20 protein-coding genes are annotated in these 24,875 nt (G+C 72.6%); 8 read left to right on the top strand and 12 right to left on the bottom strand.

What is annotated here, in order from left to right; all coding sequences use genetic code 11:
• Positions 1 to 41: 41 nt before the first annotated feature.
• The gene (locus tag ACFYR0_RS10775; RefSeq protein WP_389324634.1) at positions 42 to 1,094 is read right to left on the bottom strand and encodes an aldo/keto reductase; all 1,053 of its coding nucleotides are present in this window, start codon (positions 1,092 to 1,094) and stop codon (positions 42 to 44) included.
• Positions 1,095 to 1,261: 167 nt separating this feature from the next.
• On the opposite strand from ACFYR0_RS10775, the gene ACFYR0_RS10770 reads away from it, so the two are divergent.
• Positions 1,262 to 1,765: a hypothetical protein gene (locus ACFYR0_RS10770; RefSeq protein ID WP_389324541.1), complete on the top strand. Its 504-nt coding sequence runs from the start codon at positions 1,262 to 1,264 to the stop codon at positions 1,763 to 1,765.
• A 367-nt stretch (positions 1,766 to 2,132) separates the two neighbouring features.
• Here ACFYR0_RS10770 and ACFYR0_RS10765 read toward each other — a convergent pair whose 3' ends face one another.
• From ACFYR0_RS10765 to ACFYR0_RS10755, 3 genes are read right to left on the bottom strand one after another with little or no spacing between them, the layout of a single operon-like run.
• On the bottom strand, positions 2,133 to 3,476 hold the full coding sequence (locus ACFYR0_RS10765) for a dipeptidase (protein WP_389324538.1): 1,344 nt from the start codon (positions 3,474 to 3,476) through the stop codon (positions 2,133 to 2,135).
• A gap of 7 nt (positions 3,477 to 3,483) precedes the next feature.
• Positions 3,484 to 3,924 (bottom strand): hypothetical protein, encoded by a 441-nt coding sequence (locus ACFYR0_RS10760; protein ID WP_389324535.1) that lies wholly within the window; start codon positions 3,922 to 3,924, stop codon positions 3,484 to 3,486.
• Positions 3,921 to 5,378 carry an APC family permease gene (locus ACFYR0_RS10755; RefSeq protein ID WP_389324532.1) on the bottom strand — a complete coding sequence of 486 codons (1,458 nt, stop codon included), beginning with the start codon at positions 5,376 to 5,378 and terminating at the stop codon, positions 3,921 to 3,923. Before ACFYR0_RS10755 ends, ACFYR0_RS10760 begins: the two co-directional genes overlap by 4 nt.
• A 593-nt stretch (positions 5,379 to 5,971) precedes the next feature.
• Here ACFYR0_RS10755 and ACFYR0_RS10750 point away from each other — a divergent pair.
• Together ACFYR0_RS10750 and ACFYR0_RS10745 are read left to right on the top strand one after the other, a co-directional pair.
• Positions 5,972 to 7,096, top strand: coding sequence for a M24 family metallopeptidase (locus tag ACFYR0_RS10750; RefSeq protein ID WP_389324529.1), 1,125 nt, complete (start codon positions 5,972 to 5,974; stop codon positions 7,094 to 7,096).
• Between the two features lie 474 nt (positions 7,097 to 7,570).
• A complete protein-coding gene (locus ACFYR0_RS10745; RefSeq protein WP_389324526.1) occupies positions 7,571 to 8,332 on the top strand; it encodes a hypothetical protein in 762 nt (253 codons plus the stop codon).
• A 19-nt stretch (positions 8,333 to 8,351) separates the two neighbouring features.
• Here ACFYR0_RS10745 and ACFYR0_RS10740 read toward each other — a convergent pair whose 3' ends face one another.
• Positions 8,352 to 9,695 carry a tetratricopeptide repeat protein gene (locus ACFYR0_RS10740; RefSeq protein ID WP_389324522.1) on the bottom strand — a complete coding sequence of 448 codons (1,344 nt, stop codon included), beginning with the start codon at positions 9,693 to 9,695 and terminating at the stop codon, positions 8,352 to 8,354.
• A 152-nt stretch (positions 9,696 to 9,847) separates the two neighbouring features.
• Between ACFYR0_RS10740 and ACFYR0_RS10735 the strand changes: the two genes are divergently transcribed.
• Positions 9,848 to 11,167: a M64 family metallopeptidase gene (locus ACFYR0_RS10735; protein WP_389324519.1), complete on the top strand. Its 1,320-nt coding sequence runs from the start codon at positions 9,848 to 9,850 to the stop codon at positions 11,165 to 11,167.
• 243 nt (positions 11,168 to 11,410) lie between these two features.
• Here ACFYR0_RS10735 and ACFYR0_RS10730 read toward each other — a convergent pair whose 3' ends face one another.
• A complete protein-coding gene (locus tag ACFYR0_RS10730; protein ID WP_389324516.1) occupies positions 11,411 to 11,605 on the bottom strand; it encodes a DUF397 domain-containing protein in 195 nt (64 codons plus the stop codon).
• Entirely contained in the window at positions 11,565 to 12,413 is an 849-nt protein-coding gene (locus tag ACFYR0_RS10725) for a Scr1 family TA system antitoxin-like transcriptional regulator (RefSeq protein ID WP_389324513.1), read from the bottom strand. The genes ACFYR0_RS10730 and ACFYR0_RS10725 overlap by 41 nt, the downstream gene beginning before the upstream one ends.
• Positions 12,414 to 12,615: 202 nt before the next feature.
• Between ACFYR0_RS10725 and ACFYR0_RS10720 the strand changes: the two genes are divergently transcribed.
• Positions 12,616 to 14,862 (top strand): YncE family protein, encoded by a 2,247-nt coding sequence (locus tag ACFYR0_RS10720; RefSeq protein ID WP_389324510.1) that lies wholly within the window; start codon positions 12,616 to 12,618, stop codon positions 14,860 to 14,862.
• Here ACFYR0_RS10720 and ACFYR0_RS10715 read toward each other — a convergent pair.
• Positions 14,847 to 15,941 (bottom strand): hypothetical protein, encoded by a 1,095-nt coding sequence (locus tag ACFYR0_RS10715; RefSeq protein WP_389324507.1) that lies wholly within the window; start codon positions 15,939 to 15,941, stop codon positions 14,847 to 14,849. The genes ACFYR0_RS10720 and ACFYR0_RS10715 overlap by 16 nt on opposite strands.
• A 75-nt stretch (positions 15,942 to 16,016) precedes the next feature.
• Positions 16,017 to 17,189, bottom strand: a complete 1,173-nt coding sequence (locus ACFYR0_RS10710) for a PP2C family protein-serine/threonine phosphatase (protein WP_389324504.1) — start codon at positions 17,187 to 17,189, stop codon at positions 16,017 to 16,019.
• A 684-nt stretch (positions 17,190 to 17,873) separates the two neighbouring features.
• On the opposite strand from ACFYR0_RS10710, the gene ACFYR0_RS10705 reads away from it, so the two are divergent.
• Positions 17,874 to 18,311, top strand: coding sequence for a hypothetical protein (locus ACFYR0_RS10705; RefSeq protein ID WP_389324501.1), 438 nt, complete (start codon positions 17,874 to 17,876; stop codon positions 18,309 to 18,311).
• A 121-nt stretch (positions 18,312 to 18,432) separates the two neighbouring features.
• Here ACFYR0_RS10705 and ACFYR0_RS10700 read toward each other — a convergent pair whose 3' ends face one another.
• The gene (locus ACFYR0_RS10700; RefSeq protein WP_389324497.1) at positions 18,433 to 19,005 is read right to left on the bottom strand and encodes an SH3 domain-containing protein; all 573 of its coding nucleotides are present in this window, start codon (positions 19,003 to 19,005) and stop codon (positions 18,433 to 18,435) included.
• Positions 19,006 to 19,204: 199 nt separating this feature from the next.
• On the opposite strand from ACFYR0_RS10700, the gene ACFYR0_RS10695 reads away from it, so the two are divergent.
• Positions 19,205 to 20,104 carry a hypothetical protein gene (locus ACFYR0_RS10695; RefSeq protein WP_389324494.1) on the top strand — a complete coding sequence of 300 codons (900 nt, stop codon included), beginning with the start codon at positions 19,205 to 19,207 and terminating at the stop codon, positions 20,102 to 20,104.
• Here ACFYR0_RS10695 and ACFYR0_RS10690 read toward each other — a convergent pair.
• Positions 20,004 to 21,353, bottom strand: coding sequence for a PLP-dependent aminotransferase family protein (locus tag ACFYR0_RS10690; RefSeq protein ID WP_389324491.1), 1,350 nt, complete (start codon positions 21,351 to 21,353; stop codon positions 20,004 to 20,006). The genes ACFYR0_RS10695 and ACFYR0_RS10690 overlap by 101 nt on opposite strands.
• Positions 21,354 to 21,428: 75 nt before the next feature.
• On the opposite strand from ACFYR0_RS10690, the gene ACFYR0_RS10685 reads away from it, so the two are divergent.
• On the top strand, positions 21,429 to 22,199 hold the full coding sequence (locus ACFYR0_RS10685) for an alpha/beta fold hydrolase (protein ID WP_389324488.1): 771 nt from the start codon (positions 21,429 to 21,431) through the stop codon (positions 22,197 to 22,199).
• Positions 22,200 to 22,750: 551 nt separating this feature from the next.
• Here the strand turns inward: ACFYR0_RS10685 and ACFYR0_RS10680 are convergent.
• Positions 22,751 to 24,826, bottom strand: coding sequence for a PhoX family protein (locus ACFYR0_RS10680; RefSeq protein ID WP_389324485.1), 2,076 nt, complete (start codon positions 24,824 to 24,826; stop codon positions 22,751 to 22,753).
• Positions 24,827 to 24,875: the final 49 nt, after the last annotated feature.

Raw genomic sequence — 24,875 nt, 5'->3', positions numbered from 1 at the left:
CGCGGGAGTGGGGCACGGGGGCGCACCCGTGCCCCGTTCGCTCAGGCGCCCGCGGGGCGGTCCGCCTCCGCGCGCCTGCGCTGCGACCTGTCCGTGAGCGACGGCGGCTGCCACGCGCCGTCCGCGCGGTAGAGGTCGGTGCCCGGGGGCACGATCGCGTCGATCCGGTCCAAGGCCTCGTCGGTCAGGGTCAGTTCGGCCCCGGCGAGCAGCCCCTTGAGTTGGTCCATCGTGCGCGGGCCCAGGATCACCGAGGTGACGGCCGGGTGCACCAGCGGGAAGGCGACGGCGAGTTCGGGGAGCGTGCAGCCCAGGTCGTCTGCCACGGCGACCAGTTGCTCCACGGCCTCCAGCTTCGCCGCGTTCTCCGGCAGGGCGGGGTCGAACCGGCCGGGGGTGAGGGCCGCACGTCCGGAGGACAGGTCGACGGGACCACCCTTGCGGTACCTGCCCGACAGGAAGCCGGAGGCCAGCGGCGCCCAGGTCAGGACGCCCATGCCGTAGCGGGAGCAGGTCGGCAGGACCGAGCGCTCCACTCCGCGGGCCAGCAGCGAGTAGGGCGGCTGCTCGGTGCGGAAGCGGGGCAGGGCGCGGCGCTCGGCGACATGGTGGGACTCCGCTATCTCCTCGGCCGGGAACGTGGAGCAGCCGAACGTGCGGATCTTGCCCTGGCTCTGCAGATCGCCGAGCACCGCGAGGGTCTCCTCGACGTCCGTCGTCGCGTCCGGGCGGTGCACCTGGTAGAGGTCGATCCAGTCGGTGCCGAGCCGGGTCAGGCTCTCCTCCACGGCGCGGGTGATCCACCGCCGGGAGTTGCCGCTCCTGTTGCGGCCCTCACCCATCGGGAAGTGCACCTTCGTGGCGAGGACGACGTCGTCCCGGCGTCCCTTGAGGGCCTTGCCCACGATGGTCTCCGACTCGCCCGCGGAGTACATGTCGGCCGTGTCGACGAAATTGATGCCCGCGTCCAGCGCGGCGTGGACGACGCGGACCGCGTCCTCGTGGTCGCCGTTGCCGACCGAGCCGAACATCATGGTGCCCAGGCAGTAGGTGCTGACTTCGATCCCCGTGCGCCCCAGCGGGCGATAACGCATGCTCATACGGGGCACGGTAGGCGCTGAAGCGCACTCCAGGTCCAGGGATTTCGGCGTCGCCCGGCCGCCGAGGCGGCCGGGCGGTGCGCCGTACGGCGGTCCCGGCATGCGGCGGGGTGCGCGGCGGACTTCACTGGAGGGGACTCTTCCGCACCCTTGGAGGCGACATGCCGGGTTCCCTGACCCGCCGGGCGGCCGGTGCCGCGCTGGTCCTGCTCGTCGGTACGGCCGTGACGGCCTGCTCGGACGACGACAGCCCCTCGTCGACCGTCAGCAAGGCGGCGTCCGCCGTGCAGTCGGCGGCCTCCGAGGTGGCGTCCGCGGCGTCCCAGATCCCGGAGTCGCTGGCGTCGGCGACCGCGGAGGCGGGGGAGAAGCTGGACGACATCAAGGGCGGGACGGATGTGAAGGGGGACGTGCGGCTGGACGCGCCGCGGACGGATTCCTCCGGCAAGGCGACGGTCGTGGTGAACGCGGACAACACGGCGGGGTCCACGAAGTCCTTCGCGGTGCAGGTGAACTTCACGGACTCCGGTGGCAATCTGCTCGACACGGTGGTGGTCACGGTGGCCGACGTGGCCTCCGGGGAGACGGGTGAGGCGACCGCCACGAGCAACCGTGACCTCTCGGGCACGGTAAAGACCGAGCTGGCCCGGGCGGTCCGCTACTGACCCCACCCACACCGCCCTTCTCGCGCAGTTCCCCGCGCCCCTTCAAAGACTTCGCGCAGTTCCCCGCGCCCCCGGAAACCTCGGCAGTCCGCGCACCCCAAAAAGATTGCGCAGTTCCCCGCGCCTCCAGGACAGGCCGTCGCATCCCCGCGGGCCGTGCGTGGCTGGTCGCGCACGGCCCGCGCCCCTGAGCGGACCGTCGCCTCCAGGGGCGCGGGGAACTGCGCATCTCTTGGGGGCGCGGGGAACTGCGCGTCTTCAGGGGCGCGGGGAACTGCGCGAACGGGCACCGACGGGCCGCGGAAGACGACGCACGCGAACCCCGCACCTCCTCCAGGGGCGCGGGGAACTGCGCGAACGGGTGGGGTCAGGGGTGGGCGAGGTGGTGGAGGAACAGGGCCTCCACGTGGGCCATGTGCTCGATCTCGCGCGGGTCAACGCTCTCGTTCGGCGCATGGATCAGACACCGCGGCTCCTCCACCCCCATCAGAATGATCTCCGCCCGCGGATACGCCGCCGCCAGCACGTTGCACAGCGGAATGGACCCACCCTGCCCGAGGAACGCCAGCGGCTTGCCGTACACCGACTCCATCGCCCTGCTCAGCGCCGCATACGCCCGCCCGTCGGTCGCCGCACGGAACGGCGAGCCGGAACTCTCCGTCTCCACCGTCACCCGCGCCCCCCACGGCGCGGCCCCGGTCAGCTGCCTGGAGAGCGCCTCCCGCGCGACGCCCACGTCCATGCCCGGCGGCACCCGCAGACTGACCCGGGCACGGGCGGTCGCGGGCACGGCGGCGGCCGAGCCGACCACGGGCGGGCAGTCGACGCCGAGCACGGTGACCGCCGGCCGCGCCCACAGCCGGTCGGCGACCGTGCCGGTGCCGGTCAGACGCACCCCGTCCAGCACCCCGGCGTCCGCGCGGAACTGCTCCTCGTCGTAGCCGACGCCGTCCCACACCCCCTCGCAGTCCAGCCCGTCGATACGGGTGGCCCCGGTCTCCGGGTCGCGCAGCGTGCCGAGGAGCTGGATCAGCGCGGCCAGAGCGTCGGGGGCGGGGCCGCCGAACATCCCGGAGTGGATCTCGCCGCGCAGCGTGTCGACGGTGACCACGACGTTGGTCAGCCCGCGCAGCGAGACCGTGGCGGTGCCCGTGCCGACCTCGGCGTTGCCGGTGTCGCAGACCAGCAGCGCGTCGGCGGAGAACTGCTCGGTGTGCTGGGTGACGTACTCCTCCAGTCCGCCCGTGCCCTGCTCCTCCGAGCCCTCGGCGACGAACTTGATGCCCACCGGGAGGTCGTCGCCGAGCGCCCTCAGGGCGGTGAGGTGCATGACGATGTTGCCCTTGCAGTCGGCGGCACCGCGCCCGTACCAGCGGCCGTCGCGCTCGGTGAGCTGGAACGGCGGGGTGGTCCAGGCGGCCTCGTCGAGCGGGGGCTGGACGTCGTAGTGGCAGTAGAGCAGGACGGTGGGCGCGCCGGGCGGTGGCGGACGGTGGCCCAGGACGGCGTGGCTGCCGTCGGGGGTCTCGGCGAGGTGGACGTCCCTGAGGCCCGCCTCGGCGAAGGCGTCCGCGACCCACTGCGCGGCCCGCCGGCACTCCTCCGGCGGGTACTGGCGCGGGTCGGCGACCGACGGGATGGAGACGAGCTCGGCGAGGTCCTCCTTGGCGCGCGGCATCAACTCCGCGATCTTCTGGGCGAGTTCGGTCATCGTCCGGTCACCGCCTCACCGTGTCGTCGGTCTTCAGGTCGTCGATGTCGTCCTGGACGTCGTCGAGCTTGTCGGGGCAGTACACCGACACCACCAGCAGCTCGGCCGCCACGACCTGGGTGTCGGCGATGACCGGGCGCATGCCGGGCCCGGTGGCGCCGTTGGCGAGGTTGCCGACCTTCCACAGCGCCGAGCGCAGCGCGCTGCCCGGGTCCTCGCAGGCCAGCCCGCCGTCGGTGCCGAGCGCGCGGGCGAGGGTGTCGGTGTCGGGGCGCGGGAAGCCGGCGTCCTCGAGCTTGCCGGCGAGCTGGTTGGCCTTCTTCTGGGCCTCGTTGGTGGCTCTCAGGCTGCTGTACTGGATCAGCCCGATGACGACGAGCGCGACGAGCAGCACGATCGCGCCGACGTAGATCCACTTGTGCTCGGAGGCGAACCGGGTCGGGCTCATGCCTGCCCACCGCCCTCCGTGGTGGTGCGCCAGCTCGGTTTGCGGAACTTCAGGAACGCCCAGGGGATGAGGAATCCGAGGATCCCGAGACCGCCGCCGACGATCACGACGTACGACAGCACGCTGCTGCCGCCGAACTGGGAGGGCGGTACGAAGCCGATGACGAGCGCGGCGAGGGAGGACAGCAGGCCCACCGCGCACACCAGCGTCAGGGCCGGGACCCGGTAGCCGCGCGGGTGGTCGGGCTGGGACCTCCGCAGCCGTACCGCTGCCGCGAACATCAGCAGGTAGACGATGAGATACACCTGCGTGGTGATGGTGGAGAAGATCCAGTAGACGCTGGAGACGTTCGGGATCAACGCGTATCCGAGGGCGATGACCGAGGTGACGACGCCCTGGGTGACCAGGATGTTCTGCTGGACGCCGTACTTGTTGAGCTGCTGGAGGAAGGGCGGCAGATAGCCCTCCTGCCGCGAGATCTCCAGCAGGCCCTTGGACGGCCCGGCGAGCCAGGTCAGCATGCCGGCCAGCGAGGCGGAGATCAGCATGATCGCGGCGATCGGGGTCATCCAGCCGATGTGGAAGTAACCGAAGAAGGCCTCGAACGCCTGCATCACACCGGCCGTGAGGCTCAGCTGGTGGGCCGGGACGACCCAGCTGATGGCCAGCGCGGGCAGGATGAAGATCAGCAGCACCAGTCCCATCGCCAGGAACATCGACTTCGGGTACTCCTTCGCCGGGTCCTTGAGGGAGGACACGTGCACGGCGTTCATCTCCATGCCGGAGTACGAAAGGAAGTTGTTGACGATCAGCACGAGGCTGGCGAGGCCGGTCCACTGGGGCAGCAGGTGGTTCGCCGTCATCGGGGCGGCGGAGGGGTTGCCCTGGGCGAGGAAGACCATGCCGAGGACGACGAGGAGGGTGCCGGGGATCAGGGTGCCGATGACCAGGCCCCAGCTGGACAGGCCGGCCAGCGCCTTGGTGCCGCGTGAGGACACCCAGACGCCGGTCCAGTACAGGACCATGATGACGATCGCGGTGTAGACGCCGTTGGAGGCGAGCGCGGGGTCGATGACGTAGGCGATGGTGCTGGCCACGAACGCCAGCAGGCTGGGGTAGTAGAAGATCGTCATCGCGAACTGGCACCAGACCGCGAGGAAGCCGAGCGGTTTGGAGAGGCCCTCGCTGACCCAGCGGTAGACGCCGCCGCTCCAGCCCGAGGCGAGTTCGGCGGAGACCAGGGCGGTGGGGAGCAGGAAGACGACGGCGGGGAGCAGGTAGAGGAAGACGCAGGCCAGGCCGTAGACGGCCATCGTGGGGGCGGCGCGGAGGCTGGCCACGGACGCGGTCGTCATCAGGGCCAGGGTGAGCCAGGTGAGGGTGGGTGGGGCACCTGCCCTCGCTGTGGCCCGGCCGGTCTTCGCGGTTCCCGCGGGGACGTCCATCGACGCCATCGAGCCCTCCCTCTGCTGGGTCTGACGCTCCCCCCAGCGTCAACGCCCCCCACACCCCCCACCCCCCGGAGGACCCATCCGGGTGACCCAACTCCGCGCAGTTCCCCGCGGCCCTGAACGCCCCACAGCCATGGGGTGGCTTACGTCGAGTTCCCCCGCGGTCCGTCCGTGGCCGTTCGCGCAGTTCCCCGCGCCCCTTGAAAGCGTTGCGCAGTTCCCCGCGCCCCTAAAAACAGCGCCGTCCCCCTCTCCGCCGGACAACCGCGGCCCGCCTTCAGGGGCGCGGGGAACTGCGCGAGCAACCACCGACAGTCCCGCACCCGACAACGGACGCAAGCCACCCACCCCCTAGGGGCGCGGGGAACTGCGCGAACGGCCACGGACGACCCGCGGAAGACGACACGCACGAGCCACGCCGCTCCCCTCGGCTCCACAGGGCAGCGTCGGGGCGCCGGGAGAAGGGGAAGGCCGCACCGCGGGTTCACCCGTTCGGCGGCGTTTGGGCGCGCGGCCGACGAGAAAGGCCCGTCCAATGGAGAGAGCACCGTCTCGCGGGGCGACGACCGCGGACGGCCCGACGAGGGGACGACACCATGACCGACGCACCCCCGCCCTTCACCGAGCGGGACTACGCCGAACGGATGGCGCGCGCCGCGCACGACGCGGCCGAGGCGGGCCTGGCGGGACTGCTGGTGACGCCGGGGCCGGACATGGTCTGGCTGTGCGGGTACCAGCCCACCGCGATCACCGAGCGTCTCACCCTCCTCGTCCTCACCCCCGAAGCCGAACCCCGGCTGCTGGTGCCCGCGCTGGAACGCCCCGACGCCGAGGCCGCGTCCGGCACGAGCGCGCTGCGCATGACGGACTGGCGCGACGGCCAGGACCCCTACGCGGCCGCGGCCGGCCTGCTGCGCCCCAGCGCCCGCTACGGCGTCTCCGACTCGGCCTGGGCGCTGCATCTGCTCGGCCTCCAGGAGACCCTGCCGATGACGTCGTACCGCGCCCTGACCACGGCCCTGCCGATGCTGCGCGCGGTGAAGGACGAGCACGAGGTGGCACGGCTGGCGGCGGCGGGCGCGGCGGCCGACGCCACGTACCGGGAGCTGCTGTCGCTGCGCTTCGCCGGGCGCCGGGAGACCGACGTGGCCGCCGACCTCGCCCGGCTGCTGCGCGAGCACGGCCACGAGCAGGTCGACTTCACGGTGGTCGGCTCCGGCCCGAACGGCGCCAATCCGCACCACGAGGCCGGTGACCGGGTCATCGAGGACGGCGACATGGTCGTCCTGGACTTCGGCGGCCTGCTGGACGGTTACGGCTCGGACACCACCCGCACGGTCCACGTGGGCGAGCCCACCGGCGAGGAGCGCCGCGTCCACGGCATCGTCGAGGAGGCCCAGCAGGCGGCGTTCGAGGCGGTACGGCCGGGCGTGGCCTGCCAGGTGATCGACCGGGTGGCCCGCGCGGTGATCGAGAAGGCGGGCTACGGCGAGTACTTCATCCACCGCACCGGCCACGGCATCGGCGTCACCACGCACGAGCCGCCGTACATGGTCGAGGGGGAGGAGCAGCCGCTCGTCCCCGGCATGTGCTTCTCCATCGAGCCCGGCATCTATCTGCCCGGCCGGTTCGGCGTCCGTATCGAGGACATCGTGACGTGCACCGAGGACGGGGGCCGCCGTCTGAACGACACCGACCACGCGATGGCGCTGGTGAACTGAGCCCCGTCCGGCCGCCGGGCCCTCATCCGCCCTCCACCCACGGGGCACATGGACCTACGCAGGCTTTAAGGGGCGCGGGGAACTGCGCAGGCTTTAAGGCGCGCGAGGAACTGCGCAAGCTTTCAGGGGCGCGGGGAACTGCGCAGGCTTTAAGGCGCGCGAGGAACTGCGCAAGCTTTCAGGGGCGCGGGGAACTGCGCGACCAGCCCGGACGGGCCCGCACCCGACAACACATCCCCAAGGGGCGCGGGGAACTGCGCGACCAGCCACGACGGGGCCGCACCCGACAACACACCCCCAAGGGGCGCGGGGAACTGCGCGAACGGCCAAGACGGGGCCGCACCCGACGTCGGCGGCGTACCCCCGCCGGAGGCGAGGCGCCTCACCCGGACGGGTCGCCGCGCTGGTGGCCTGGCCAAGGCGGTGGTGCCGTTGATCCAAAGACGCCGCAAGTCCCCCCCGGAGGCACCCCCGATGACCCGCCGACTGACCCCGCACACCCTCCTCGCCTCCCTCCTGGGCACCGCCCTGGCCGCAACCGCCTGCACCACCCCCACCCCCGCCACCCCCCCGAAAAGACCCGCGGCGACGACCTCCGCCCAAGCCACGACCCCACCCGCCACCAGACCCCCCGCCCTGACGACGGCCCAGGCCCAGGCCGCCCTGATCACCGAGGCGGACCTGGGCGAACCCTGGGCACCGACACAGGGCGCGGCGACCTGGCGGGACGCGTTCCTGAAGGCGACGGCCACGCAGCCGGACTGCGGACGCCTGCTGGACGCGCTGTACACGGACGAACTGCTGGGCGCGCCGGCCCGCGCGGCGGTCGGCCTGGACGACGGCTGGGACGAGGCCCAGCTGCGCCACCAGGTCACCGCGAGACCCCCCGCCGAACTGGACAGGGCACTGACCTGGCTGGGCGCCCTGCCGCAGAAGTGCGGCCGTTTCACGGCGACCTCCTCACGCGCCACGCAGCTGTCGGTGACGGTCGACGAGATCGCGCTGCCGGAGGTGGGGGACGCGCGTCAGGGCCTGCTGGTGACCGTCAGCGAGGAGAGCGAGGGCGAATGGGTCACCCTGACCGTGCTCGCGGCGGCGGTCCGGGTGGGCGAGGACGCGTTCACGGTCACCACCGGCGGCCTGGGCGAGGTACCGCCCGAGGCGTTGGAGGCGGCGCTGCACCTCGGCGCGCAACGCCTGGCGGAGGTCCGCCGTCAGGGCCGCGTCCAGGTCTGACGCGTCACAGAGGGGCGCGTCACAGAGGAGGCTGGGCGGGCGCGGGCCCCAGGGTCGTGGTGCCCGGGGCCGTGCGATGGCCGAGGCCGGTGCGGTAGGCGTCGAGGGCGGCCTCGACCCGGCCGGTGCGCCGCAGCAGGTCCCCGAGCAGCCGGCACAGATCGGCGAGATCCCCCGCCGCCCCGGCCCGTTCCAGCAGGCTCAGCGCCCGCACGTAGTGCTCCTCGGCGGCCTCGGTGTCCCGGGCGTCCTCGGCGATGATGCCGAGCAGCCGGTGCGCGGCGGCGGCGTGCACGGCACCCCGCTCGGAGGACAGGTCGCCGAGCACCGTGCGCAGCAGTTCCCCGGCCTCCTCGGAGCGCCCGCGCCGGTGCAGCACGTCGGCCAGCTCCACGGCGACCTGGCTGCTGTAGAGGGCGGACCGCTGCGAGGCGAGCATCTCCTGCGCGGCCCGCAGCTCGGCCTCGGCCTTCTCCAGCTCGCCGTTCTGGGCGCAGACGTAGCCGCGCATCCAGTGGCAGTTGGCCAGCTCGGTGCGGATCTTCAGCTGCCGGTACATCTCGGCGGCCTTGGCCAGTGAGGCGTCCGCCTCGGCGACCCGGCCCTCGGCCAGCAGCGTCCGGGCGACCGACCGGTGCATCCGGGCCACCAGCGCGGGATCGCCCGCCCTCGGGGCCAGCGCGAGCGCGAACTCGGCGGCCTGCGCCGCGCGGGCGTGCGCGCCCATGTCCATGTACGGGGCGATGACCCCGGTGTAGAGCAGCAGCAGGGCGTCCGGGTCGTGCAGTCCGCCCCGGTTCAGCTCGTCGAGGGTGGACTCCAGGAGGTAGACGGCGTAGCGGAGTTCACCGGCTAGGTAGTGGGCGACCGCGCGACCTCTCAGCGCCGGTACCCGCGCGGGCAGCGGCCGCCCGCCCAGCACCTGTTCGGCGCGTTCGAAGTGCTCGCGGGCGGCGACGATGTCCCCGGTGTCCAGGCCGCACTCGCCGAGTCCGAGCAGGGCGGTGGCCTGCTCCTCCACCAGGGCGTGCGTCCCGGCCTCGGCCAGCAGCGCGGTGTAGAGCGCGGCGGCCTCGTCGGCCTCGCCCTCGGCCAGGGTGCGCTGGGCCTCGGTGAGCCGCAGTCGCAGATCGGTGGCGAGCCGGGCGGGGCGCCCGGTGGCCAGCTCCTCGAAGCCGACGCCGAGGCGCGCGGCGAGATGGCGCAGGGCGTCGTCGGAGGGCCGCACGCGCCCGGCCTCCAGGGTGGAGATGTACGCGGGCGTGTACGCGGGTTCGGCCAACTGCTTCTGGGTCAGCCCGCGTTCACGGCGCAGTTGCTGCACACGGCGACCGATGGTCTCGGGATCGTCCCGCTCAGGCATGCGCCTCATCATGCCAGCAAGTGCACTTATCACCACTCCCCTTGACGATCAAGGCACTCAACTTCCTTTCCACGCTTGCGTGTTGCCCTAACCGCCCCCTAACTTAATCAGCCACTTAAGCACAGTTAATCGACTGCTTTCGAGGGGTTGCGGTGACCGGAGACGCAAGGAAACGCTGGCTGACCTCGCTCGGCGCGGGACTGGCGGCGACGGCGGCCCTGCTGGCGGCCGGCTCGGCCCCGGCCGCCCAGGCCGCACCCGGTGGCGAGACCCGCCCGCAGGCCCGGACGGAGACCCACGAGGTGGAGTACTTCGCGGGCCCGAACGCCCGGCCCCGCCACATCGAGGTACGGGACAGCGCCCATCGCACGGCCGCCCCCGCCACCACCGCACCGGTGACACCGCTCCAGCGGACCGGCCCCGCGAACGCCCGCCTGGACCTCGTCGTCATCGGCGACGGCTACACCGCCTCCGAGCAGGGCGACTTCACCGAGGACGCCCGGCGCTCACTGGACGCGATCCTCGCGATCGAGCCGTACCGCAGCTACCGCGGACTGTTCAACATCTGGCTGGTCGAGGCGGCCTCCCCGGTCTCCGGCGTCTCGGGCGACCCCACCGCCGACGTCACCCGCGACACCGTCCTCGGCTCGTACTTCTTCTGCGAGGAGATCGAGCGCCTGCTCTGCGTGGACACCGACGCGGTCACCGGCCTGGCGAACCGCGCCCCGGCCGCCGACATCGTCTTCGTGATCGCCAACTCCACGAAGTACGGCGGCGCGGGCTACACCTTCACCACGCCCCCGGACGGCGCGACCTACCGGGGCATCGCCACGATGTCCTCCGACAACGAGCGCTCCTACCTCATCGGCGCGCACGAACTGGGCCACTCCATAGGCAATCTGGCCGACGAGTACCAGTACGCGGGCTACGGCGCCTACCCCGACCCCGAGGCCACCGACATCAACCTCTCCACCCACCGCGACCTCGGCACGACCAAATGGCACCGCTGGGTGGGCGAGCAGGACCCGACCGGCTCGGCCGTCGGCACGTACGAGGGCGGCGGGTACTACGAGACCGGCGTCTTCCGCCCGACCGACACCTCGATCATGCGGACGCTGACCTCGACGGAGTTCAACCTCGTCGGCCGCGAGGCGATGATCGCCGGCTTCTACGCCCACGCCGACACGCTGACGTCCCGCACCCCGACCTCGGCCCCCATATCCCGGGGCACCCGCCTCACCGTCGGCCTCGCCCCGCTCACCGGCCTGGCCGCACCCCGCCTCACCTGGTACGCCGACGGCAAGCGCGTCGACCGCGCGACGAACGACCTCTCTGTCACTCCGGCCGAACTCGGCGTCCGGGGCCGCGGCCCGCACACCATCAGGGCGACGGTCACCGACGGGTCGGCGTCCCTGCGCGACCCCTCGGCGCTCGCGTCCGCGGCCAACTCCCTGACCTGGCTGCTCCGCTGACGCCGGAGTCCCGGTGGAGTCCGGCCGGAATCCCCCTCTTCCGGTCGGGCTCCGGAACCCCCTAGGTTGGGGAGCGCATTAAGGGTGCTTAACCCGTCGCTGTATTGCGAGGTTGCCGTGGTCCACCGCTCCACCGAACGCTACGGACGCCCCCCGGCGCGGCTCGCCCGCGCGCTCGCCGCCGCGATCGTCGCCGCGGTCGCGCTGATCACGGCCGCGAGTGCCGTCCCGGCGCGGGCGGCCTCAGTCGACCACGGAGTCCACGAAGGCGTTCCAGGCCTCGCGGGAGAGTGACAGGGTGCCGTGAGCGGGGTTCTTGGAGTCGCGCACGGCGACGGCGTCGGGCTTTTCGGCGACTTCCAGGCATTCGCCGCCGTTGCTTCCGCTGTACGAAGACTTACGCCACTGGGCGCGCGTCAGTTTCTGGCTGCTTCCCATAGCGTTCCTCCATCACGCGTGTGATCAAAGCCCGAGACTCCCTCGGAGAGAGTGCCTCGGCCTGGAGGCGAGCGTAACCGACCGAACGCGCCTTGATGACTTCCGGGTTGGCTGTCATGTGGCCCTCGTCGTAGCGATCGGTGTAATGCAGATCCGGGTGGTTGTCGAAGCGCAGGAGGGTGAAGGAGCCCATCATTCCGGTGTGCTCCCCGACGGAGAAGGGCAGCACCTGCAACTCCAGCCACGGGTTGCCGAAGAGGTTCAACAGGTGAGCGAGTTGCCCCCGCATCACCTCAGCGCCACCAATCTCTCTGTACAGCACAGCTTCATCCAGTACCGTCCACAGCACCGGCGGCTGCTGGCGCTGCAATGCGCGCTGGCGTTCCAGCCGTGCGGCGACCATCTCGTCGAGCCGCTCGCCTTGCTCCACACCCAGGACCGCTCGCGCATACTCCTCTGTTTGAAGGAGTCCGTAGACCAGTTGACACTGGTACGTAGAGATATAGGTTGCTTTCGCCTCCAACTCCGCATACGGCTGAAACCAACTCGGCAACTGACTCCGCAGAACCAGCCCCACCAGCCGTGAGAAGAACCCGTCGGTCATCAACGCCGCGTCCACCCGTTCGGCGAAATCCCTTTGCGGCACTTTCGCGGCCGTCTCGATCTGGCCGACCAAAGACCCCGTACAGAAGAGAACGCCGCCCAGCTCCTTCAGCGTAAGTCCCGCTTCCTCCCGCTTTCTGCGGAGCTCATAGCCGAAGTAGTCCAACGGCGAGGCGTTCGGGTCGAGTTCGCGCACGTGAACCATGTAGCCCAGCGTAACGAGACAACTCCCCTGCGTTCACGGGAATCCCAGAAATTCCGTTGCCCGACGCTCCCCCGAGGGATTCGATGTCAGCGTCATCATTTACTCTTCGCTCAATCGCCACACGCGGCACACAGAGCGCGCACGACAGCCGCTCGCCAACCGCCGCGCGGCCCACCTTTCTTTTGTTCCGGGGGGAACCAGCGTGCGCATCCGCACTCTCCCGGCCGCCACCGCCCTGGCGGTCCTCTTCAGTTCCGCTGTCCTCACCTCGACGCCCGCCATCGCCGACACGGACCGGCCGGTCGCCGTGAAGGACGCCGACGACAGCGTCGTGGACGGCGTCCACCAGCACATCTTCTTCAGCGACCGGTACGAGAACCGGATCGTCGTCACCAACTACTCCGGCACGGTCCTCAAGTCGTTCACCGGTCTGCCCGGCGTCCGCGACATGGTGCTGACGCCGGACGCCAAGACGCTGTACGCGGCCGTGCAGGGCGCCGACAAGATCGTCGCCATCGACACCGCGTCGCTCGCCCTCACCGCCGAGTACCCGACCGGCACCGGCACCGTCCCGTCCACCGTCGCCTACACCGAGGGCACGATCTGGTTCGGCTACGGCGACGGGTGGGACTCCGGTCTCGGCGCGGTCGACCTGATCCCGAAGACGCCTCCGACACCGGAGCCGACGGTGACCCCGACGCCGACGGACACCCCGACGGAGCCGACCGAGCCGCCGACCCCCACCGACACCCCGACGGACCCGCCGTCGCCGACGGACACCCCGACGGAGCCCACCGAGACCCCGGACCCGACGAACAGCGAGACGCCCACCGAGACCCCGGACCCGACGAACAGCGAGACGCCGACCGAGACCCCGGGCCCGACGGACCCCACGGACCCCCCGTCCGAGCCGCAGGCCCTGGCCGCGCAGGCCGAGGGCGACGACGTGGCGCCCACCGTCCGTCTCGGCCTCGACGGCGGCTACGACTGGTCCACCCCGCCCATGCTCTACGCCGACCCGGACAACGCGGGCACGCTCGTCGCGCTCGACGGCGGCATCAGCTCCGCGCCGATCGTCGTCTACGACGTCGCCTCCGGCACCCCGGTGATCCTTCGCTCGGCCACTCCGGGCGGCTTCCACCGGGACGCCGCGCTCACCCCGGACGGCCAGTCCATCGTGGTCGCCGGCCCCGGCTCCCGCGCGGTGACCGAGTACAAGCTGTCCGACCTGTCCGTGGTGCGCACCTACCCCACCAAGGACCAGCCGCTGATGGTCGACGTCGCGCCCGACGGCACGGTCGCGGCGACCGTCCGCGACGTGGACGACCTCGGCGACACGTACGTCTTCAGCGATGGGCCGGCCAAGCCCGCCAGCGTGCGCAACCTGACCCACCAGTGGATGCCCGAGTGGGGCCACCAGCTGAACTGGTCCACCGACGGCGCCAAGCTGTTCGTGCTCACCGGCAACAGCGACAGCACCCGCTTCCGCCGTGTCGACGAGCCGCGCAAGTACCCGACGACGGCGACGGTCAACGTCCCGACGACGGCCCCGCGCGCCAAGCCCCTCACGGTCAGCGGCACGCTGGTCTCCGCGTCCAGGCTGCCCGCGGGCACGCCGCTCACGGTCGTGCGCACGGACATGGAGTCCCCGAACGGCAGGTCCCTGGGCACCAAGCTCCTCGGCACCGGCGGCAAGTTCTCCTTCACGGACACCCCGCTGTCCGGCGCCCGGGTCAGCTACAAGGTGACGTACGCCGGTGACGCCACGCACCTCGCGGCCTCCGCCACGGACAGCGTCGAGGTCTCCCGGGCCACGCCGTCGCTGACGCTGAACAACAACGGCAGGGTGTACTCGTACGGCGCGGACGTGCGCTTCACCGCGCACCTCGGCACCACGTACAAGAACCGCAAGGTCGAGATCTGGGCCGACCCGTTCGGCGCCGACAAGCCCAACCGTCTGGTCAGGTCCGGCACGGTCAACTCCAGCGGCAACCTCTCGGTCGTCCTGGACATGACCCGCGACACGCGGGTCACCGCGAGGTTCGCGGGCGACTCCCGCTACAAGCCGCGCTCGGTGAGCAGCACGGTCGGCGCCAAGGTGCGGGTCTCGCTGGGCCTCACGGGCTACTACAAGAAGCAGTCCGTGTGGGGGCAGACCTACCACTACTACAAGAAGACCAGGAACCCGCTGTTCACCACGGTCATGTCCCGGTACCCCGGCCGTCAGCAGAAGCTGGCGTTCGAGATCTACTACCAGGGCAAGTGGTACGACGCGAACAGCTACTACTTCGAGCTGAGCTCCACCGGTGTCTCCAAGGTCGAGCTGCTCGGCCCGCACGAGACCGGCTGGCGCCTGCGGGCCCGCTCGTCGTACGTCAACGGCTCCTCGGGTGACTCGGTCAACTCCACCACCCACGGCGCCTGGAAGTACTTCTACTTCACGAACTGAACCGCGGCGGGCGGCGGCACCACCGGCTCCAGCCGGCCGAGCCGCCCGCGCACGTCCTCCAGGGCGCCCTGTCTGCGGCCGGGCACCCTGGAGCGCAACTCCGCGAGCGCGGGTCCGAGTTCACGGGCCCGCGCTCCGTCGTCGATACGGCCCCACTGGTGGTGGGCGCGGTCGGCCGCCGCCTCCACGGCCGGCGCGTCCGGCGCCTGCCCGGCCGCGAGCCGCGCGGCGGCGACCGCCAGCCAGGTGCGGCAGCTGCGCACCGGGTCCCCGGCCAGCATCGCCAGATCGGCCCGCACCTCCGTCCAGTGCAGCGCCTCCGCCGACCCGGGCCCGTGCGCCCGTACGGCCGTCTGCTCCCACCCGGCGGCCAGCGCGTCGGCCTCCGCGTGCCGCCCGGCCCGCACGGCGTCGGCGAGCGCCAGGTGCGGATCACCGGGGGCGGCGGGCGCGGGCGTGCACAGCACCGTCCCGACGGTCTCGCCCTCGGCGGCCACCCGGGCGAGCGCCTCCTCGTGCAGCCGCTCCGGCGGGGGCCTGAGGCCACTGCGCAGCACGGTCGCCACGGCCCTCATGTACGACGGCCGTGCCACGGTCCGTCTGCCCGGCGGCGGTGCGAGCCGCCCGTACACCGCCGCGCCGCGGCCGCAGTCCAGCGGGTGCTCCCCGAGCCGCCCCCAGGTCTCGGCGTCCGCGTGCAGATCGAGGACCAGGGTCGTGGTCCCCGGCGTCCGCAGCCGCAGCTCCTCCCGGAACCAGTGCCAGGGCAGGGCCGTGTAGCGCACGGTCGCCGGGGTGGTGCGGGCGAGGGCCAGATGGGGCAGGCGCTGACGGCGGTCGAGCTGGAGCTGGCCGCTGACGAACACGGTGAGCGGGCCCGGGGCGGCTGCGGCGGCGCGCAGCCGGGTCAGCACGGCCTGCGGGTCCAGCGGGTCGGCGAGTTCGACGACGTTCGCGGTGTCCGTGCCCGCGAGCACGGCGGGCGCGACGGCCGCGAGGACCGGCAGCACCGAGGCCGCGTCCACGAGTCTGCCCCGGCCCACCGGTGAGGCCGCGAGCAGCAGCACGGTTCCGGGCATGGTCGCCTCCCTGTAGATCACGTACCGGTGCCACACCGTAACGGGTCGCGACACAGGGCGTTCGCGGCGAGGCTCCTACCTCAGCCGCCGTACCGCGAACACCGTGGTGTCGTCGGCCAGTCTGCCGCCGCAGTGACGCAGCGTCCCGTCCCGGACGAGGGCCACCAGGCGGCTGGGCTCCACGACCCGGGGGTCGGCCGCCACGGCCCCCTCGAGCTCCTCGCCGAGCGGGTAGAAGACGCCGTGCCGGTCGCGGGCCTCGGTGACGCCGTCGGTGGTCATCAGCAGGGTCTCACCGGCGCCGAGGGGCACGCGGTTGACGGGCGGCGGGCCGGCCGTGGAACCGAGCTCGGCCAGGCCGAGGGGGAGGGAGTCGCCGGGCGGCAGGGCGCGTACGCCCCGGGGGCCGACGATCATCGGCGGGTCGTGGCCGAAGACGATCACCTCGACCGTGTCCGGGGCGTCGTCGGGGAAGCCGAGCAGGACCGCGGTGGCGAAGCGGTCGCCCTCCGGGTCGCCGAGGGCCGCGAGGCGGGCGCGGTGGCGGATCATCCGGATCTCCAGGCGGTCGGCGACCGTGCACAGGTCCGCCTCGTGGTACCCGGCCTCGCGGAACGTGCCGAGCAGCGCGGCCGCCACGTCCACCGCGGCCAGGCCCTTGCCCTGGACGTCCCCGAGGAACACGCGGGTGCCGTGCGGGCCGGGCTGGATGTCGTAGAAGTCGCCGCCGACTCGGGCGTCGGTGTCGGCGGCGAGATGGACGACGGCGTGGTCGAGGCCGCCGAAGCCGGGCGGCAGCGGGCGCAGCACCGTGCGGCGGGTGGCGTCGGCGATGTCCCGCATGTGCACCATGCGGCGCTCGCCGCGGACCCGGACCGCGCAGGCGGCCATGGCGAGGATGCCGCCGAGCGCGGCGAGGACGAAGTCGGCCATGCCGGCCTGGTACTCGCCGGGCAGCGCGGTGTCGGCGAGCAGGTAGACGGCCGGGGCGAGCACGGCGTAGACGACGGTGCCCCACAGTCCGCAGATCGCGGCGGCGATGCCGGGCACGAGCACCAGCCAGGAGATGATCCGGAAGTCGCGGGGGGTCCGGTAGTCGACGGCGACGATGGCGACGAGCAGGATCAGCGGGGGGAGCCAGGCGACGCTGCGGTCGCCGATGCGCAGGATCTCGTGGCGGTGCACGGCGGCCCTTCGCCCGGGCCGGGGATACCGGTCGAGCAGGCGCCGCCCGCCGTCACCGCTCACCGCCCCAGCGAAACACGCCCCCACACCCCCCGCATCCCGCGACCGCGAGCGACGGTGACTTCCCGCGGACTTCTGCGCGTGGACATGCGCGGCTGATCGCGGGCTGATCGCGCGGTTCCCCGCGCCCCTGGGTACGCGGGCGCCCTCGGCGGAGGCCAGGAACTGTGCCGATAGGTGCGGGGTCCTGTGCGTGGACATGCGCGGGTGGTCGTGGGCCGGTCGCGCAGTTCCCCGCGCCCCTAGAGGTGCGCGAGCGCCCTCGGGGGTGCGAGGAGCTGCACCTTTCCAGGGGGACCGACGGGGTTCCTGCTTGGGGGCACGGGGAACGGCGCAAAGCTTTTGAGGGGCGCGAGGAACCACGCAGTCTTTGAGGGGCGCGGGGAACCGCGCAGTCTTTGAGGGGCGCGGGGAACGGCGCAGATTTTTGGGGGCGCGGGGAACTGCGCAGGCTTTTGGGGGCGCGGGGAACTGCGCAAAGCTTTTGAGGGGCGCGAGGAACCGCGCAGTCTTTAGGGGGCGCGAGGAACTGCGCAGGCTTTTGGGGGCGCGGGGAACTGCGCGAACGGCCGCGACGGGGCCGCACCCCACAACGCACCGCCCCCGGCGCGCGGGCGACAGGGGCACCGAGTTGCCTTCGAGGCTGCGTAGGTGTGCTCTGGTAGGCGAGGAGAGAGGAGTGCTCTCATGGCTCACGCGGCACCCACCCCCACGGGCTACAACGCGGCCGGACTCCCCGACGTGTTCAGCCTCCGCACACACAAGATCATGCACTGGGCCCTGCCCATAGGCCTGGGCCTCGTGTACGGCTACTGGGTCGCGGCCATCAACCGCGACGGCGGCCCGGTGACCGGCTGGAACGTCCTGCTCGGCTTCGCCAGCACCGCCGCGTTCGCCCTGGCCTGGATCGCCGTACGGGCGGTGGCCCCCCTGATGATGCGCGAGCTGCACGCGGTGCTCTGGGCGGCGTTCTCCGGCTGCGCCTTCGGTTTCCTGTACTCACAGACCGGCGAGTCCATCGTGCGCTCGGTCATGATGTCGCTGGTGATCACGGCGAGCGTGTTCGCGGTGATGTTCTACCGCTACTACACGCACGAGGACGCCGAGGGCCATCGCGTCTCCTGACCCCGTACGCCCCGTCCACCCCCTCCGGCTCCGGAGAGAGCCGTGGACAGAGCCGTGGACCCCGGCGGATTCGCCGGGGTCCACGTTTCCCTCATCCCTCCACTCGCCAGGTGACCGGGAGTCAGTCCCAGCCGCCCGACGAGGCTCCGGAAGCACTCCAGCTCCATGAGCCGGACACGCTCCACGACCCGGATCCGGTACCGGTGCCGGACACGCTCCACGACGAGGAGCCCGAGGCGCTCCAGGAGTCGTTCCAGAACGGGTCGTCCCAGTTCGTCCACTCGCCGCCCTTCCATCGCGGACAGGGGTCCGCGCAGGTCGGCACGTGATGGCGGTCGGTCTCGACGAAGGCCGCGCTCGCCCATGCCTGGGCGCCGACGAGCCAGTACCAGTACGGGTTTCCGTTGACGCTCTGTCCGATGACCTTGCACTGGACGCGGTCCTGGCTGCCCGGTGAGAGCGAGCCGGCGACCGGTGCGTGGGTGGTGGGTGCCTGCCTCAGATTGAGGTCGGTCCGGGAGACGACTGTGCCCCAGATCGGATCGTGCGATCCGTCGCCGGGTGCGCCGGGCTGTCCGTCGGCGTACGCCGGTGGGGTCGCCGCCGCCGCCAGGGTGCCCGCCGCCGCGACGGCGAGGGTGCCACCCGCGAGCAGGGCCGCGGTCAGGGTCCGCAGGGCCGGAGTGGTGCGCATGATCGACCTCCTTTCCCCAGAACCAGGAAACACCCGTTCGGGTGAACCCTCCACCGGAGGCGGGAACGCCCAGTTGGGAGCACGTTCGAGGCTGTTCGAGGGCTTCCGGGAAAGCCCGTCTGGCATATGCCAGAACCCTGGCACCCGTACGGCCGCGCCCCGCTCGCGCCGCCCCCGGGGCGGGACTTGGCTTGAAGACGTGTACCCCCGCGTACGAACCGCCCTCTCCGCCGCCCTCGTCGGCCTGGCCTGTCTGCTGCTGCCGTTCGGCACGCTGGCGGCCTGGGCGGCGTACGGGCTGGCGGACACGGGCCGTTACGTCCGAGCGATGGGGCCGCTGGCCGAGGACCCGGCCGTGCAGGACGCCGTCGCGGACACCGTCGGCGACGGCCTCGCCCGGGAGACCGGCACCGGCATAGCGCGGTCCTATCTCCGCGACGCCGTACGGTCGTTCGCCGGCACCGCGGCCTTCCGCGCGGGCTGGGACCAGGCCAACCGGTCCGCGCACCACGCCGTGCTGCGCGCCCTGCACGGCGAGGGCACCGGCCCGGTCACCGTGGACATCGCGCCGGTCACCGCCCGGGTGAAACACCAACTGACCTCCGAGCACGTGCCGTTGGCCCGGCGCATCCCGGTCGAGCACCGGGAGGTGGCCGTACTGCCGGCCGCCGAACTGAGCCGTATGCGGAAGGGGTTGCGGGTGCTGGAGATCGCCGCGTTCTGGCTGCCGCTGAGCGCGGCCGTGCTCGCCGTCGCCGGGATCGCGGTGGCCACCTGCCGCCGCCGCGCGGTCACCGCGACCGCCCTCGGCACCGCGCTCGGCGGTGCGCTGCTCGGGGTCGCGGTGGCCGTGGGGCGGCACCTGACCGTGACCGGTCTGCCCGCCGAGGTGTCCGCCGCGGCGGCCGGGGCGGTCTACGACGCCCTGACCGGGACCCTGCGCACGGTGTCCTGGCTGCTGCTGGCCCTCGGCCTCGCCGTCGCCGGGCTGACCTGGCTCACCCGGTATGCGGACCGGGTCCGCCCCGGGCGACGGCGGCGAGCGTCCGCAGCGCCCGTGCCAGATCGTCCCGAGGCGCCGACGCGAGCCCGAGCCTGACGGCGTCCGGGGTGCGGCCGGGGCCGACGGCGAAGGCCGGTCCCGGGGTGACGGCGATGCCGTGCGCGGCGGCCGCCGCGGTGAAGGTGTCCGCCCGCCAGGGCGCGGGCAGCTCCCACCAGGCGTAGTAGGCGTGCGGGTCGGACCGTACGGCGAAGCCCGCCAGTTCCCCGGCGACCAGCCGCTGCCGCGCCGCCGCGTCCGCCCGCTTGGCCTCGGCCAGCCGCTCCACCGTGCCGTCCGCGATCCACCGCACCGCCGCCTCCAGCGCGAACCGGGGCGCGCCCCAGCCGCCCGACCGCAGCGCCGCCGACACCGGCTCGGTCCGGCCGGGCGGTACGACGAGGAAGCCCGCGGTCAACCCGGGGGCCACCCGCTTGGACAGGCCGTCGACGACATGCGTGAGGTGCGGTGCGTACGCGGCCAGCGGCGTGTCACCGGGCCGCAGGAACGACCAGATCCGGTCCTCGACGACCGGCACGCCCAACTCGGCCACCCTGGCGGCCAGTCGGCGCCGGACCGCGTCCGGCATCGTGAAGGAGGTCGGGTTGTGCAGCGTCGGCTGCACATAGAGCGCGGAGAGCGGGGCCCGCCGGTGGGCGGCGGCCAGGGCGTCGGGGCACAGTCCCTCGTCGTCGCGGGGGAGCGGCACCAGCACGACGCCGAGCCGCTCCGCGATCTCCTTGACCAGCGGATACGTCAGCTCCTCCACTCCGACCCGGCCCCCGGGGCGCACCAGCGCGGCCAGCGCCGCCGCGACGGCCTGCCGGGCGTTGCCCGCGAACAGCACCCGCTCCGCCGCGGGCCGCCAGCCGGGCGCGGCCAGCAGCGCGGCGACCGCCTCCCGGGCCGCCCCGGTCCCGCCCGCCCCGGCCGGCCGCAACGCCTCGGCGAGCACGTCGGGGCGGCGCAGTTCCGCCAGCGCGGGGGCGAGCAGCTCGGACTGGCCGGGCACGGAGGGGTAGTTGAGCTCCAGGTTCACGGGCGTGGCCGCCGTGTTCCCCGCCTCCGTGAGGGCGCGGCCCGCCGGGGCCGGGGGTGTGGCCCGCACGAAGGTGCCCCGGCCCACCTCGCCGATCACCAGGCCCCGGCGGGCGAGTTCGCCGTAGACGCGCTCGGCGGTGGACGCGGCGATGCCGTGGCGGCGGGCGAAACGGCGCTGCGGGGGCAGCCGGCGGCCCGGGGCGAGCCGGCCGGAGTCGATGTCCTCGGCGATACGGTCGGCGATCCGCCGGAAGTCCTCGCGCACGGCTCCCCCTTCACATTGCACCGAGGGCAAAGATCTTATTGCCCCGAGAAGTCGGGGAACCCTAGGGTCGAACACATGGCACCCTTCCTGTCATTCGACGACAAAGGCCCCCATTCCCCCCTGACCCCGCTCGTCCTCATCCACGGTCACCCCTTCGACCGCACGATGTGGGCCCCGCAGATCGAGGTGTTCTCCGCCGAGCGCCGGGTGATCGCGCCCGACCTGCGCGGCTACGGGGCCTCGCCCGTGGTCCCGGGCGTCACCCCGCTGCCGCGGTTCGCCGAGGACGTGCGGGAGCTGCTGGACGAGCTGGGGGTGGACACGTTCGTCCTGGGCGGGCTGTCGATGGGCGGCCAGATCGCCATGGCCTGCCTGGAGCTGTTCGGCGAGCGGGTGCGGGGGCTGCTGCTCGCCGACACGACCGCCGCGCCGGAGACCGACGAGGGCAGGGCGGCGCGCAACGTCATGGCCGAGCGGCTGCTGCGGGAGGGGATGCGGGGGTATGCCGACGAGGTGCTGGAGCGGATGGTCGCGCCTTACGCCGACGCGGGGGTCAAGGCGCATGTCCATCGCATGATGACCGCCACGGACCCTCGCGGCGCCGCCGCGGCACTGCGCGGCCGCGCGGAGCGGCCCGACTACCGGCCCCTCCTGGCCCGGACCACCGTGCCCTCCCTGGTCGTGGTGGGCGCCGACGACACCTACACCCCCCTCCCCGAAGCCCCCACCCTCCCCGACGCCACCCTCCACGTCATCCCCAACGCAGCCCACCTCCCCAACCTGGAACGCCCCGCTGCCTTCAACAAGGCCCTCACCGCCCTACTCCCCCGGACAGACACCCCCTGACCCCCTTTCGCGCAGTTCCCCGCGCCCCTTTCGGGCACTTCGCGACACCCCCTCAAGACCGCCAGGGGCACGGATCTTCTGGGGGCGGGGAACGGCGCAAAGCTTTCAGGGACGCGGGGAACTGCGCGACCAGCCACGACGGGGCCGCACCCGACAACGCACCACCCCAGGGGCGCGAGGAACTGCGCAAGCCTTTCAGGGGCGCGGGGAACTACGCGAACGGCCACGACGGCGGCGCGGGTCCGTGACCGGCACGGTGCCGCGCCGCCGTCGCGGGCGGAGATCACGCAGGTCGCCCGTCAGCTGCGGGAGCTGTCCGAGGGAGTGCGCGAGGCGGAGCTCCTGGTCGCCGTCCGCACGGACCTCACGGACCCGGCGGACAGCGTCCTGGAACCGCTGCGCCAGGAGCCGGCGGCGAGGGCCATCGCGTCACCACGCTGCCCCCTGCCCCCGCCTCCCGGCCACCGGCCGTCATGGACCGGCCCAGGCCGGGACCGGCCCAGGCCGGGACCGGCCCAGGCCGTCACCGACCGGCCCCGGCCTTCCGGCCGTCACACACCGATGTCGTCGCCGTCCGTGCGGTAGACCACGACGACGGCCGGACGGTTGATCCTGCCCGGCCCGTCCGGCCACGCGCTCAGCGGCTTCTCGGCGGTGGCCCCGTCGAGCTCGCCCGGATGCTGCACGGCGACGAGCACCCGGCGGTCCTGCACGATCGGGCCACAGGTCTCGGCGCCCTTCGGCACGGTCAGGAACTGCTTGAGCTCACCCCGGCGCGTGCCGCGGGTCGCGACGCCGAAGAGGCCGTCGTGCGAGCCGAGCTGGGAGCCGTCGGTGGAGATCCACAGGTTGCCGTGCGGGTCGAAGGCCACGTTGTCCGGGCAGGAGATCGGGCTGACCTGGTCCTTCGGGAAGCCCGCGAAGTAGGTGGCCGGGTCGTTCGGGTCACCGGCGACCAGGAACAGCTTCCAGCCGAACGTCTTGCTGTCGGCGCGGTTCCAGCGCTCGGTCAGCTCCAGGACGTGACCGTGCTTGTTGCCGATGCGCGGGTTGGCCTCGTCCACGGGGGCGGAGCCGGCGGTGCCGCGGCGGGTGTTGTTGGTGAGCGCCACGTACACCCTGCCGGTGACCGGGTTCGGCTCGATGTCCTCGGGGCGGTCCATCTTCGTCGCGCCGACCTTGTCACCGGCGAGACGGGTGAAGACGAACACCTCCTCGGCGGTCATGCCGTCGACGTGCGAGACCGCGCCGTCCTTGGTGGCGGTGGCCAGCGGGATCCACTCGCCGGAGCCGTCGAACTCGCCGTCGTTCGGGAGCTTGCCGGTGCCGTCGATCTCGATCGCCGGGGAGTCGCCGGTGAGCTTGGCGACGTAGAGGGTGCCCTCGTCGAGCAGCGAGAGGTTGTGCTCGCGCGCGGCACGGGACGAACCGTGCTTCATGCGCCGGGAACCGACGAACTTGTAGAAGTAGTCGAACCGCTCGTCGTCGCCGGAGTAGACGACCGGACGGCAGTCGTCGGTGAGGCGGACGGTCGCGCCCTCGTGCTTGAAGCGGCCCAGCGCGGTGTGCTTGCGCGGGGTGGACTCCGGGTCGTACGGGTCGAACTCGACCACGTAGCCGAAACGGTGCGGCTCGTTGGGCTCCTGGGCGACGTCGAAGCGCTTGTCGTAACGCTCCCACTTGCGCTCGGAGGCGGCGGCGTTCAGGCCGTAGCGCTTGTCGGTGGCGCGGGTGGCGTTGGCGAAGTACTGGTTGAAGTTCTCCTCGCCGTGCAGGGTGGTGCCCCACGGCGTCTCGCCGCCCGCGCAGTTGTTGAGCGTGCCGAGGACCTTGGTGCCGGTCGGGTCGACGGAGGTCTTCAGCAGGTCCGAACCGGCGGCCGGGCCGGTCAGCCGGAACTCGGTGGTGGCGGTGACACGGCGGTTCAGCGGGTGCCGGGTGACCGGGACGAGCCTGCCGTCACGGCGGTTGCCCTCGACGACGACGGCCGACAGGCCGTGCGCGGCCCAGGCGATCTCGACCTGCTCCTTGGTCGGGTTCGCGGCGTCGTACCCGGCGAACATCAGGATCTCGTCGGTGTACTCGTGGTTCGCGACGAGGATCTGGCGGCCGGGCTCCCCGCGCAGCGGCAGCAGGCCCAGGTAGTCGCAGTTGTAGCCGAACTGGCCGGCCTGCGCCGCGGCGGTCTGCTTCGCCGGGTCGAAGGCCGGCGCACCGCGCAGGATGGGCTCGCCCCAGCGGATCACGATGTTCTGCTCGTAGCCCTCGGGGATGGTGACCTGGTCGGCGGTGTTCGGCGCGACCGGGGTGAAGCGCAGCCCGCGCGCGCCACGGGCCGGCGTGTGCCCCTCGTGGGCGGCGCCGACGCCCTCGGCGGCGGTGGCCCGCGGCGCGGCGGCGGTGCTGACGGCGGTACCGGCGGCGGCGGCCGCGGTGACCACGGCGGCGGCGCGCACCACCGAGCGGCGGCTGAGAGCCCCGGCGATGACGTCACCGAGGTATTCGTTCGAACTGGCGTTCGGTGCCTCATGGAAACAGGCGTCGCCGCAGCGGAATCGGCAGGTGAGGGCAGAGCGCCCACCCGCATGCGAGTCGTTGGTCCCGATGATCGGCAGTTGGATGCGCACTTGGTTCTCCCCTGGCTTCCCCTTGGATTCAGCGTCCTGGACGCTAGGA

The sequence above is a fragment of the Streptomyces sp. NPDC005017 genome (genome assembly GCF_042873115.1).
Classification (GTDB): domain Bacteria; phylum Actinomycetota; class Actinomycetes; order Streptomycetales; family Streptomycetaceae; genus Streptomyces.
Note: the sequence above shows the minus strand (reverse complement) of the source record. Positions and strands in the feature narration are given on the sequence as shown.

Excerpts from the sequence above, each read along its gene's own strand:
- ACFYR0_RS10775 (WP_389324634.1), bottom strand. The coding sequence starts at position 1,094 with ATGCGTTATCGCCCGCTGGGGCGCACGGGGATCGAAGTCAGCACCTAC.
- ACFYR0_RS10770 (WP_389324541.1), top strand. The coding sequence starts at position 1,262 with ATGCCGGGTTCCCTGACCCGCCGGGCGGCCGGTGCCGCGCTGGTCCTG.
- ACFYR0_RS10765 (WP_389324538.1), bottom strand. The coding sequence starts at position 3,476 with ATGACCGAACTCGCCCAGAAGATCGCGGAGTTGATGCCGCGCGCCAAG.
- ACFYR0_RS10760 (WP_389324535.1), bottom strand. The coding sequence starts at position 3,924 with ATGAGCCCGACCCGGTTCGCCTCCGAGCACAAGTGGATCTACGTCGGC.
- ACFYR0_RS10755 (WP_389324532.1), bottom strand. The coding sequence starts at position 5,378 with ATGGCGTCGATGGACGTCCCCGCGGGAACCGCGAAGACCGGCCGGGCC.
- ACFYR0_RS10750 (WP_389324529.1), top strand. The coding sequence starts at position 5,972 with ATGACCGACGCACCCCCGCCCTTCACCGAGCGGGACTACGCCGAACGG.
- ACFYR0_RS10745 (WP_389324526.1), top strand. The coding sequence starts at position 7,571 with ATGACCCGCCGACTGACCCCGCACACCCTCCTCGCCTCCCTCCTGGGC.
- ACFYR0_RS10740 (WP_389324522.1), bottom strand. The coding sequence starts at position 9,695 with ATGCCTGAGCGGGACGATCCCGAGACCATCGGTCGCCGTGTGCAGCAA.
- ACFYR0_RS10730 (WP_389324516.1), bottom strand. The coding sequence starts at position 11,605 with ATGGGAAGCAGCCAGAAACTGACGCGCGCCCAGTGGCGTAAGTCTTCG.
- ACFYR0_RS10725 (WP_389324513.1), bottom strand. The coding sequence starts at position 12,413 with ATGGTTCACGTGCGCGAACTCGACCCGAACGCCTCGCCGTTGGACTAC.
- ACFYR0_RS10715 (WP_389324507.1), bottom strand. The coding sequence starts at position 15,941 with ATGCCCGGAACCGTGCTGCTGCTCGCGGCCTCACCGGTGGGCCGGGGC.
- ACFYR0_RS10705 (WP_389324501.1), top strand. The coding sequence starts at position 17,874 with ATGGCTCACGCGGCACCCACCCCCACGGGCTACAACGCGGCCGGACTC.
- ACFYR0_RS10700 (WP_389324497.1), bottom strand. The coding sequence starts at position 19,005 with ATGCGCACCACTCCGGCCCTGCGGACCCTGACCGCGGCCCTGCTCGCG.
- ACFYR0_RS10685 (WP_389324488.1), top strand. The coding sequence starts at position 21,429 with ATGGCACCCTTCCTGTCATTCGACGACAAAGGCCCCCATTCCCCCCTG.